This window comes from Aquirufa regiilacus, assembly GCF_032470275.1.
Taxonomy (GTDB): domain Bacteria; phylum Bacteroidota; class Bacteroidia; order Cytophagales; family Spirosomataceae; genus Aquirufa; species Aquirufa regiilacus.
In genome coordinates this window covers 254,727-266,401 of the sequence record NZ_JAVNWW010000001.1, presented here as the reverse complement: position 1 = coordinate 266,401, position 11,675 = coordinate 254,727, and the positions used below count along the sequence as shown (strand labels likewise).

Annotated in this window: 11 protein-coding genes; 6 read left to right on the top strand and 5 right to left on the bottom strand. The window is 40.8% G+C overall.

Annotation, left to right across the window (positions count from 1 at the left end):
* The first annotated feature begins 34 nt into the window (after positions 1 to 34).
* Positions 35 to 643, top strand: a complete 609-nt coding sequence (locus PQG45_RS01150; RefSeq protein ID WP_315575998.1) for a DUF1684 domain-containing protein — start codon at positions 35 to 37, stop codon at positions 641 to 643.
* On the opposite strand, the gene PQG45_RS01145 is transcribed toward PQG45_RS01150, so the two are convergent.
* The 3 genes from PQG45_RS01145 to PQG45_RS01135 all read right to left on the bottom strand — a co-directional run bounded on the left by PQG45_RS01145 (position 640) and on the right by PQG45_RS01135 (position 4,247).
* On the bottom strand, positions 640 to 1,368 hold the full coding sequence (locus tag PQG45_RS01145; protein WP_315576000.1) for a head GIN domain-containing protein: 729 nt from the start codon (positions 1,366 to 1,368) through the stop codon (positions 640 to 642). The two genes, PQG45_RS01150 and PQG45_RS01145, sit on opposite strands and share 4 nt — an antisense overlap.
* Positions 1,369 to 1,438: 70 nt before the next feature.
* Positions 1,439 to 3,895, bottom strand: a complete 2,457-nt coding sequence (locus tag PQG45_RS01140) for a PspC domain-containing protein (protein ID WP_316070137.1) — start codon at positions 3,893 to 3,895, stop codon at positions 1,439 to 1,441.
* Positions 3,896 to 3,905: 10 nt separating this feature from the next.
* Positions 3,906 to 4,247 carry a PadR family transcriptional regulator gene (locus tag PQG45_RS01135; protein WP_315576190.1) on the bottom strand — a complete coding sequence of 114 codons (342 nt, stop codon included), beginning with the start codon at positions 4,245 to 4,247 and terminating at the stop codon, positions 3,906 to 3,908.
* Between the two features lie 138 nt (positions 4,248 to 4,385).
* Between PQG45_RS01135 and PQG45_RS01130 the strand changes: the two genes are divergently transcribed.
* The 4 genes from PQG45_RS01130 to porT all read left to right on the top strand — a co-directional run bounded on the left by PQG45_RS01130 (position 4,386) and on the right by porT (position 8,014).
* Entirely contained in the window at positions 4,386 to 5,609 is a 1,224-nt protein-coding gene (locus PQG45_RS01130) for a sensor histidine kinase (RefSeq protein ID WP_315576003.1), read from the top strand.
* The gene (locus PQG45_RS01125) at positions 5,606 to 6,532 is read left to right on the top strand and encodes an AEC family transporter (protein ID WP_315576004.1); all 927 of its coding nucleotides are present in this window, start codon (positions 5,606 to 5,608) and stop codon (positions 6,530 to 6,532) included. Before PQG45_RS01130 ends, PQG45_RS01125 begins: the two co-directional genes overlap by 4 nt.
* 76 nt (positions 6,533 to 6,608) lie before the next feature.
* The gene (gene ubiE / locus PQG45_RS01120) at positions 6,609 to 7,334 is read left to right on the top strand and encodes a bifunctional demethylmenaquinone methyltransferase/2-methoxy-6-polyprenyl-1,4-benzoquinol methylase UbiE (RefSeq protein ID WP_315576006.1); all 726 of its coding nucleotides are present in this window, start codon (positions 6,609 to 6,611) and stop codon (positions 7,332 to 7,334) included.
* A gap of 2 nt (positions 7,335 to 7,336) precedes the next feature.
* Positions 7,337 to 8,014, top strand: a complete 678-nt coding sequence (gene porT / locus PQG45_RS01115; protein WP_316070136.1) for a type IX secretion/gliding motility protein PorT/SprT — start codon at positions 7,337 to 7,339, stop codon at positions 8,012 to 8,014.
* 1 nt (position 8,015) lies between these two features.
* On the opposite strand, the gene PQG45_RS01110 is transcribed toward porT, so the two are convergent.
* Positions 8,016 to 8,921 (bottom strand): DUF4249 domain-containing protein, encoded by a 906-nt coding sequence (locus tag PQG45_RS01110; protein WP_315576009.1) that lies wholly within the window; start codon positions 8,919 to 8,921, stop codon positions 8,016 to 8,018.
* A gap of 1 nt (position 8,922) precedes the next feature.
* On the bottom strand, positions 8,923 to 11,298 hold the full coding sequence (locus PQG45_RS01105) for a TonB-dependent receptor (protein WP_315576011.1): 2,376 nt from the start codon (positions 11,296 to 11,298) through the stop codon (positions 8,923 to 8,925).
* 165 nt (positions 11,299 to 11,463) lie between these two features.
* Here PQG45_RS01105 and PQG45_RS01100 point away from each other — a divergent pair, with 165 nt between their 5' ends.
* Positions 11,464 to 11,673, top strand: coding sequence for a helix-turn-helix transcriptional regulator (locus tag PQG45_RS01100; protein WP_315576013.1), 210 nt, complete (start codon positions 11,464 to 11,466; stop codon positions 11,671 to 11,673).
* Positions 11,674 to 11,675 lie beyond the last annotated feature (2 nt).

Genomic DNA, 11,675 nt, shown 5'->3' with positions numbered 1-11,675 from the left:
ATATTTTTACGAACCCAAATTTACACGCATTCCTATGAAATTCAACCGTTGGATACTGATTCTCATCGTGATTGTTGGCGGACTGATCTACTTCAGCCTTCCCAAGCAATCCCAAGCACCGTCAAAATCATCCGCAGATTCGCTACAAATCGCTGAAAAGCGCTTAACAAAAGATGAGCAATTCAAAACAGGTGATGAGTCTCCTATCCCAGACAAGGCAAATTTCAAAGGTTTGACTTATTATCCCTATGATGCAACCTGGATAATTCCATTCGAGATAACGCGCAGTGAAAAGGTGACGCGCATTAGCCTGCAGATGACTGATGGTTCCGTTGATTCCTTATTGGTATTTGGTAAAGCTCATGCAGATTTGGCAGGTATGCACGTTGACCTAATTGTTTACCAACATGATTCGGGTGATTTTTTCATACCATTTAAAGACAAAACCGCCCCCACAGAAACCTATGGAGGCGGTCGGTATTTAGAGTTACCCCTAACTAAATTAAAAGACAATCAACTAAGCATTGACTTTAACGAAGCTTTTTTTCCGTATTGCGCATACAACAAGACCTTTGCCTGTCCCATACCGCCCAAAGAAAATCAGCTGAGTATTCGAATTCCTGCGGGAGAAAAAAATCCTTAATCCGCGCGGCGAACCGTAGAAGCACCACTCAAATCCCTCGAGATGTTTAAGGGATTTCCTCGGTAAGTAATCTTCGAAGCGCCGGATGCGTCAACGCGTAAAGATTTTTGAACGTTCAATTCCACGTGACTTGCCCCACTTGCGTCAACATCAACATCGCGTGCAACCATGTTGTTTAAAATAACATGGCTAGCTCCCGACAAGCCAACGGATAATTTAAGGACCCGACCAGCCATTTCAACTTTGGTGGCGCCGGAAAGATCGATAACAAGTTTATCAGCAATTAATTTGGATGAACTTATTTTAGATGCACCTGAACAATGCAACGTCATTTCTTCTTCGTCCGTAAAACCCTCTAACGTTACTTTCGTCGCACCATTAAATTCAGCATCGCGTAAGCGCGGCATGGAAATATTGATGATGATTTTATTAGAACTTGATTTCCAATTTTTCCAGTTGGACCAGTATGATTCATCCAAAGAGACGATTAATTTTGAGCCTTCCACTTCTACTTCAAGCTCATCTAAATCCTTTTCATTACCCGTCGCTGAAATCGTGCAGGTACTAGCCTTGGTGATATGAATTTCAAAAGCACTGCCTAATTCCAGTGATTGAAAATTACCGATACGGAATTTTTTCGTTATTTGATCGGGCGCAAATGCGAATGCTTGTGATGATATAGAAATTACCAATAAGCTGAGAATAATACGTAAGCGATTTTTCATAAAATGGATTTATTTATTCAAGATGCGAACAAGATGCTTGAACGACCCGCATCGTTGCATGCCGAACTAATTATTTATTTTTCAAAAACGAAACCTGCAAATTTGGATACGATTGATAACTCAAATCAGCGCGCTCCGCTTTCTTCCCTTTGATGCTTTTCTTCACATTTAAATCCATTTTGGCTTGATTACCTACCGAAATCCGCGCAATATTCGTTTGCCAGTTGCGGGCCAACAATTCCGATGAATCAAAGGCTGCAGCGGCAAGCTCATTCGAGCGACCCGATAAAGTTAAACTGTGAAAATCACGCAAAATAACATCCAACGCAGGCACATCAAATCCCTTTATTTCGGTTCGACCATTTCCACCTAAATCCACTTTACTTAAAGAAGGTGTTTCAATCGTCACCGACATATTATTGGGAATATCATTTAAAGTCAATGTACGATTACTCACGGAAGTCAGACGACCAAAGTCGGCAGATGCCTCCGCCGACTGGTACGAAACTTTGAATTCTTTTCCTTTGACAATTGTGATGGCCGCAGATCCACAACGCTTTAATTCAATCGCCCCGAAAGGTTCAACGGTTTTGGATAAAGAAAAGTTACTTGGCGCCGCGGGTGCAACAGGAGCATCCGGCACAGTGTCAAAGGATTCATCATCGTTATCGGAAGAATCATCATTCGAGTTATCCGATTGTTTTGGATTACGATTTAAGCAAATCAAGCCTTTATCCATCGAGAAAGCCCATTTGGACCCAACAAACAGATCGCCATTATCCTCATTGAAATAACCCCCATCCAATACATTCTCCATGAAATAGCCAAACTCACGCGTCATGCTGAAAGTAACTCCGTAAGGAATCAAGATTTTAACACGCATGCGTTGATTGCGAAACTTCAAATTTTGCAGTCCAAAATGGCTATCTAAAACTAATTGGTTCCCTTTGACAGTATATCGGTATTGAACCGCCTTGGCATTTTTTTCAGCCTCCGCCCGCGTACGGCCATTGGATTTGGCAAACTGGATAATTTGAATGGTCTTTCCATCGTAACCTTCCAAGCTGACTTGTGCACGTGAGAAACCACCCCGATTAAAATCATGCTCTTCATCTTCATCCAATAATTCATCTGTGATGATATTGTTCCCCAACAATTTCTCCCACATCGTTTCATTTGATTCACGATTCACATCAAAGACATAAGACGAATCAGCAGTAATTTCCTTCATTTGGTTCACGGATGCAGTCCGTTGGAAATTACGTCCCACAAAACTGAAGGCAGCAAATAATCCAATCCAACCCACAATCGCCATTGTTGTGGAGATGTATTTGTAGATTGAATTTGTCAACTTCCGGTTAAGCAATAAGGACAATCCGCCAATTCCAATGCCAACGATCATCGGGATTATGGCAGCATAAGCCGCCCAAATTGCCCAGGCAGGTAAATCCTGCGCCAATAAATAAAAAGGAATTCCTGTCTCTCCAAAATTAAGACCAATGATTCCATGATCGAATCCGGAAAATCCTGCTGTTGTTGCAAGTACCAATGTAGCGGCAAATGCAATGGCAATGGCGATTAAAACAATTCCAAAAAGGTACTGCACAAACCATTTAAGTCCAATCAAGACTGGTTTCAGCGCGGTAAAAATAGTCGCCAATGTCCGAAAAGGGAAAAGCAATAAACGTGTCAAGGGTTTTTCCTCAGCTGAATCTGGCTGAAATGTCTCCTTGATATTCTTCTCAATATTTTCCAAGGTGATCGGCTCACCCGTCATCGCCATCTTGTCTGTCACCGATTTTGCCTCGGGTGTAATCGCCATGATGATAATGTAAGCTGCAGCTCCTGTACCGAAAAAGAACAACGAAATAACGGCTAACACACGTAATAAACCTACATCCCACCCTGTATAAGCGGATATTCCGGCCATGACACCACCGACTACTTTATTCTCCGGATCACGGTAAAACTTCCGATAGGATTTATCCGTTTCGACTGTTACTTCTCCAGGAATAGCAATCCAACAAGCTACATACACCCAGAATACAAGGTTAGCCGCGTGCAGCAAAGGGAAAAGGCCAAAAAAGCCAACAATTAGAATCAATCGCACCCAAATAGGATCAATCTCAAAATAATTCGCAGCACCTGCCGCTACACCACCCAATTTCTTGTTGGTCAAATCCCGACGAAAAATCTTCTTAGCGCCTGAATCTTGTTTCGGTTCCGATTTACGTTGTTCGGATTTTCCTTCCTCTGTTTCGATTTCTTGAAAATCAGCCACCGTTCCCAAAGAGGCGATTAATTCATCTACATGAACTTGCGTGATGGCTTCGGTTTTCTCGGTTTCCCGGATATTCCAAAATTTCTCAGCAATACGAGCCTCAATATCTTCAATGATTTCTTTCGAACCCTCAAAGTTTTGAAAATAAGCATGGATGGATTTTAAATACGCATCCAAGGTAGCAAAAGCGTCTTCCTCGATATGGAAAACAATGCCAGCGATATTAATTGATAAGGTCTTTTTCATAAACGTATAATTAAGCTTGGGGTGTTTGAGGATGAGTAATTTGGGAAACAGAGCCTTGTAAGTCATCCCAGGTTCCATGTAATTCCGCTAAAAAGGTCTCCCCTTTTTCGGTTAATACATAATATTTTCGTGGCGGACCTGATGCCGACTCGACCCATTTATAATCCAGAAATCCGGCATTTTTTAAGCGGGTCAACAAAGGGTATAATGTCCCTTCTACAACCATGATTTTTGCTGATGTTAATTCCGTCAGCATGGTAGAGGCATAAACCTCACCCCTTGAAATAATCTGCAGAATACAGAATTCTAAAATCCCTTTCCGCATCTGCACCTTGGCATTTTCAATATCCATCGGTTTGTTTTTGTTTATTTGATAGGACAAATGTATAAAAGGTACTATGTAATACAAAGTACCTTAGAAAAAATATTTTTGATTTATGGATAAACGGTGAGTAATTTGTGAGGAATGGCTTACCAAGCTTATGTCCCTATGAAAATCCTATCCAAAGAAGTAGCCTTACCGCTTGCATTCTACAACCGAGACACTTGGTTGAAAGTTGCCTTCTTCGCCGTTTGCGTATTTATGGCGGGCTTTTCCTTGTATTTCACGGATGGATTGGTGAATAAATTAGAGGAGCGCGAAAAGCAGCAAATCGAATTGTATGCAGAAACCATTCGCTATGTAATGACGAGTGATGAGAATGCCGACATCAATTTTTTCTTTGAGCGAATCAAGAAAATCAATGAAAACAATACGATTCCAGTGATATGGAAAGATGGCAGCGGACACCTGAATTCCATCAACATCGCTATGCCAGACGCAATTGACATCGAGCAAAAACAGGTTTTATTACAAGCCAAACTCAAGGAAATTATCGCAGAAAACAACAAGCCCATCGAAATGGACATGGGTTTCCAAAAAGAATACATCTATTACGGGAATTCCAAGCTTTTGAAACTCCTGCGCTATTACCCACTCTCTCAATTGCTCGTGGTTTTAATCATTGGCTTCTTAGGCTATATATTCTTCTCCTATTCGAGACGAGCTGAACAGAATCGAGTTTGGGTAGGATTAGCGAAAGAAACCGCACATCAGTTGGGGACGCCGCTCTCATCCTTGACTGCTTGGGTTGAAATCCTACGAAATGAACCGAGTATTAATCCCGAAATTGTCGTTGAACTTGGGAAGGATATCCAACGGCTCGAAACCATTACGACCCGCTTTTCAAATATCGGTTCAACACCCATTCTGAAAGAGGAAGATTTGGAAGAACTTATTTCCAGTTTCATCAACTACCTTAAAATTCGAATTTCAACCAAAGTATACATTGAGATTAAATCCTCATTGGTACCTGGGCAGTTGGCTAATGTCAACAAATATCTTTTTGAATGGGTCATTGAGAACATCTGCAAAAACGCAGTAGACGCCATGAGTGGTACCGGCGATATGTTAATCTACCTGCATGAAGGCAAAAACAACCAACTTTTCATTGATATCTCAGATACGGGTAAAGGTATTATCCCCGCGAACATGTCGAAAATATTCAACCCGGGTTATAGTACCAAAAAACGCGGTTGGGGCTTAGGACTTACCTTAGCCAAACGGATTGTTGAAAACTACCACGAAGGAAAATTAACCTTGAAGTCGACCGAGATCAACAAAGGGAGCACATTCCGGATTTCACTTCCTAAACCGCTGAATAAGGACGTATGAACACGACCAACCTGGTCTTCGGATCCGCATTAATCATTATTGGAATCGGCTATTTATTAAAAAGCCTACGCTTCATCGAGATGAATGATGCGAAATCCATCTCGAAATTTTTGATGCATACCACCTTCCCGGCGCTGGTTTTTACGACCATGTTGAAGGTTGAACTTTCCGCAGCATTAGGCTGGTTACCACTAATCGCCATGTTATTCGGCTTCCTTTCTTCCTTTATAGGATTTCTTGTATTTAAAAAAGAGGCCCCAACACACCGCGGCATTTTAACTATGGGTTCAGCAGGCTGGAACCTTGGTTTGTTTGCCTACCCTTTAATTGAAGGCATCTGGGGCTGGCAAGGACTCACTTATGCCATCATGTTTGATCTAGGAAATTCGGTCATCAACTTCATGGTCAATTATGGCATGGGGACTTATTTAGCTGGGAATCACGGCTCAAAAAACCCCATTAAGCATGTACTAAAAAAGATATTTACATTACCGCCGTTTCAAGCGATGTTGATCGGATTAGCCTTCAACATCCTCCAAATTCCAGTATTCCCCTTAGCTGCTGATATTATCGATACCATCGCAAAAGGGAATAAACCCATGGTCTTATTGCTGATGGGTATATATTTCAGCGTACGTTTACCTAAAGTGGCATTTGCTAAGGTATTCCAGGTGTTAGGACTTCGGTATATATTAGGCCTCAGCATCGGATTATTGCTCTACTATACGGTTCCCTTCGAATTTCAATACCGGAACATGCTGCTGATCTGTTTGATTCTTCCCGCCGGCATGACACTCATCACCTATTCGGATGAATTGAATTTTGATACGGGAATTGCTGCGGCCATCGTAAATTTCTCGATGCTGATCAGCTTTGTCATCATGTGGTGTTTAGTAGGGATTTTCAGCATGGCGCCCCATTAAACCAAATAAAATTGGTATTTTTGTGTAAACAATTTGCCAATCATCAACGTTAGGACTAGGCAAATCAATCAATGCTATGGTCGTACCCTACAAAAATCAAAATAAAGGCAAAAAAGAACAAGTCGCAGACATGTTCAACTCCATTTCACATAAATACGACTTCCTAAACCATTTATTAAGTGGTGGAATCGATATTATCTGGAGGAGAAAAGCGATCAAATTACTCAAGAACAAGGGTATCAAGAAAGTATTGGATATCGCCACAGGTACCGGCGACTTTGCAATCGAGGCATTAAAAATCAATCCTGACAAAATTGTAGGTGTTGATATCTCAGAAGGCATGCTCGCCTTCGGTAAAGAGAAAATCAAAAAAATGGGATTAGAAGAAAAGATTACCTTGCAAATGGGGGATTCTGAAAAACTTCCGTTTTCCGACAATAGTTTTGATGCAATCACCGTTAGTTTTGGTGTACGGAATTATGAAACATTGGAAAAGGGCTTAAGAGACATGTTTAGGGTGCTTAAACCCGGCGGATATTGCCTAATCTTGGAGTTTTCGAATCCAAGACACTTTCCGATGAAGCAACTTTACAACTTCTATTCGAAATATTGCTTACCGTTGTTAGGTAAATTAATTTCCAAAGATCCAGCAGCTTACACATACCTTCCGGAATCTGTTCAAGCATTCCCAGATGGACCTGATTTTATTAAGATTTATGAGTCTTGTGGATTTTCGAAGACACAATGGATTCCAATGACAGGTGGAATTTGCTCTATCTACTTAGGCCAAAAAGTAAAATAATCGTGCGCATCATTCGAAATATTGGAGCCTTATGTTTGATATTACTGACCTTTCAATCTTGGGGCCAACACACCAAATACACCCGTATATTTCATGAATATTACGATGAGAAACCCATTCACTTTGGTTTCTTATTCGGATTTGCTTCATCGAATTACTTCATGCAGGCTGACAAAACTATTCTAGGGACGATAGATTCCGTCAGATCACCTCGAAATTTTGGATTTCAAATTGGCGGGCTTGTCAATTACGCATTTGATAAACATTGGGAATTAAAATCCGGGATCAACATTGCCCTTTATGAACGTGAAATTCAATTTAAAAGTGAGGCAAATAATCCGCTCTGGAGGGAATCAACTTGGTTGGAAGTACCCGTATTGTTGAAATTACGATCATTGCGCCGCAAGAATCACCGCATGTATGTCATGGGCGGATTTAAACTTGGGGTAGAAGCAAATGTTAAGAAAAAAAGCACCGCACTCAGCGCAAATACAGCCGACCTTTCCTTAGAATATGGCTTTGGTCTTGAACAATATTTCCAGTTCTTCAAGTTTACTCCCGAGATACGTTTTTCACACGGCCTATTGAATTTATATGTGCCCCCTTCTGTAAGCGGACCCTATTCTAAATTAAATGGCATCAGGTCCCATACGGTGTCGCTTGTCATCAACTTCGAGTAAATTAAGGCAAATCCTTTTTAGCTTTGGCAGGATCAATAGTGACCTCTAACGAAGAAACCGCGGATACTCCAAACCATCCAGCCCCCTGTAATGTAGAACTGCTATTGGTATTCTTAATATTCGTTGGGATATTCGCCGCAGGTCTTGAGAACAAGCCGGCATTATTCAATTCTAGACGCGCTTGTGAATAAAAGCTAAATTGGTCTAAGGTAATAGAATACAACTCAACCTTTACCTTATCGTTCGCTTCATACAATTCGGGATTGATGGCACCACGAATAGGAAGATTAAACATCAATCCATCTGTATTTGCAACTTTCTGAAGCGCAGAATCGTAAAAAATAACAAGATTAGACGGGGAATTAAACAAGACTCCATTTTTGTAAAACTTCAAACGATAACAACTTCCCTCACCTTTTAAATCATTCCCAAACCAGCGCGCTTCAAAACCCTTTTCCGGTTTTCCATCGCCCGACTGGCGAGGATTCGCTGTGGCTGTTTTATACGCAATCGAATCAATGGGAGGCACAGGATTCATTTTAGCAGACGCCACATAGGTATCATCCCCTGATTTAACGGATAATTGATAGGTCCGACCGACCTGCCCAAAGAGTGGGTTCGCTGCTGATGGTGTCCAGATATATACCCCTGGAGTCTCAGCACTTTCCACAAATCTAAACTCATTTGCAGCATCATCTCGAACAATGACCTCCGCATTTCGAATGGCAGGAACAGAACTATTATCGAAATAGTCTTGCGATTGGGTTAATGTGATTTTCTGTGGACCAGGAAGATTCGTCAAGGTTGACTCAACCACTAAATAATGATCCGACTTAGGGCTATCCAACGTAACCACATCTTCACATGAAAATAAAAAGACCGAAAACAATAAGATTAAATAGCGCATCTTAAAAAGTAAAATTATAAGTGACAGCTGGAACAAAAGATCCAATAATGGACAATTGTACCGCTTCTGTTTTTAAGGTATTGGAATCATTTGCTTGCGTATAGATCGAGAATGGATTCTTCCGATTATACACATTATAAACAGAGAATACCCATTCCGAAGAGCCTTTTCCAAACAAAGCCTTCTTGTTCTTCTTCGTAGCTGAAATATCCAGTCGGTGATAATCAGGCACACGAATATTACCACGGGTTCCCACAGCGGTTTGTGGATAAGCGACACCCTCATAGATATATTTTTGTGAGGGAATCGAATAAGGTACACCCGTTATGTAAGCAAAATTTGCCCCAAAGGACCATTTAGCTGATAAAGCGTATTGACCAACCACATTGAGTGTATGCGTACGATCATACCGATTTACATACCAATCATTGTTGTTTAACCCTTCGATCAATCGTTCCGTGCGAGCCAAGGTATAACTTACCCAACCCGTTAGTTTCCCTACATTCTTTTTCACGAAAAACTCAGCACCGTAAGCACGACCTTTGCCAAACAGTAAATCCTTTTCAAACAAAGGGTTCAAAAACAAATTTGCGCGATCTGCATAATCAATTTGATTCTGCATATCCTTGTAATAAACCTCTACCGAAGTTTCATAATCATTGCCATTCTCTCCCCAGTTTTTAAATAAGCCCAAGGCAACCTGATCCGCAATTTGAGGCTTAATAATATTCGTTGACGAAGTCCAAACATCCAGAGGAGTAGACGCCGCCGTATTCGACATTAAATGCACATATTGTGCCAATCGATTGTAGGAGGCTTTAAAGGATGAATTCTCTCCCACCTTTAAATTCAAGGCAAATCGAGGCTCCCAATTTCCATAATTAGCAACGGAGGCATTCGGAGAAACTTGAATCATTTTCAAGGTATAACCTGTTGGATTTTCAATACTCGCAGGCACAGGAACGCGCTCATAATATACCCCATTATCACTCTTGTAGTCATAATTCGAATACCTTACGCCATATTGTACCGAAATACGCGGACTAATTTTCCATTCATCACCCACATAGGCAGAAAGTTCAACTCCGCTCTTATCTGCTTGTCCAAATTCACGTTTATCCCCGTTGGAAGAAGCAGTTGCCTTGCCTGGCGAAAACTGATAAGATAAAACTTGAGCCCCAAAGGTTAAGGTATTATCTGGCGTCACATAATATGTGAAATCCGGTTTAAAACTTAGGTTAACAATATTCGATGTCCAACGAAACGCATCCGACGGGCGTTTATTTTTCAAATCTGAATCTAACAAATAATCATAATTACTGTAGAACGTCGTCGCATTCAAAAACAGCTTGTTCGAAAACACGTGATTCCATCGTGCCGAAACGGTACTATTTCCCCAATTGAACCCAAAACCTGTGCCAAATACGTCGCGTCCAAAATAACCCGACAAAAACACCGTGTTCTTCGTGTTAATATTATAATTAACCTTAGCCGTCAAATCATAAAAATTAAATGCGGCATCCGCATTATTTCCTGTTAAAAAAGGTTTAGCTAAAATATCAATGTAGGAACGACGCGCGGCAACGATGAACGAAGCCTTATCCTTTATTAAAGGCGCCTCAATGGAAAGTCGGGAAAAGATTACACCAATACCCCCATTAACTTCTAATTTCTTCGCATTCCCCTCTTTCATTTTAACATCTAGAATAGACGAAACACGACCTCCATATTGCGAAGGAATCCCCCCCTTAAACAACTTAACATCTTTAACAGCATCTGGGTTAAATACAGAAAAGAAACCAAATAAATGGGACGAATTATACACGGGTGCATCATCGAGTAAGACCAAATTTTGATCCACTCCCCCACCTCGCACATTAAAACCTGTTGCACCTTCACCCACCGTTGAAACGCCGGGTAACAATTGAATCGCGCGTACTAAATCCACTTCGCCCAATAATGCAGGAATCTTTCGAATCGTCTTAATGTCAATTTTATTGACCGACATCTCAATACCTTTGACGTTCTCATCCACTGCTTTGGCGGTCACTCGAACCTCCGCCAATTCGTTGGATTCAGGCTTCATTTCAATATTGAGCGTCTGATTTTTACCAGAAAATGTAACCTTCCGTTCTTGCTTGGCATAGCCTGAAGATGAAAATACCAAGGTAAAATCACCCGGCTGAACAGATAAACTGTAAAATCCGTAGGTATTGGTCACATTACCAACCTTCAATTCCTTGATATAAATACTTGCCCCAATTAATCCTTCCCCATTCGAAGCATCCTTCACATAACCACTGATGGTCGCTTTTTGAGCGATTAAGCCCAAGGGAAATAACATAAAAAGGAACAAGCCTAATTTCTTTACTAACATATAGATTGAATCAAAACACAAATATAACCCAGAATGGAGATTAAAAGTTTTACCACTCATCATAATATCAATAATTGGCATTTACATTAACAAAATGGTAACATATTACCGAAACTAAAATAAAACAAATACTTTCCTTACATTTGCCTAACACGAAGCACACAAATGGATTTAACAATATTTGGTCAAATCATTCGCGAAAAAAGAAATGCCCTGCGCCTAAAACAGGAAGATTTAAGTCTTCGAAGCGGTGTCGCAGTAAAAACCATTCATTCCATTGAATTAGGTAAAGGCAATCCAGCTATAAAAACAATCTTACGTTTATTTGAAATACTCGAACTAGACTTCATCGTCGTTTCAGCCAAATCCCTCTAAAT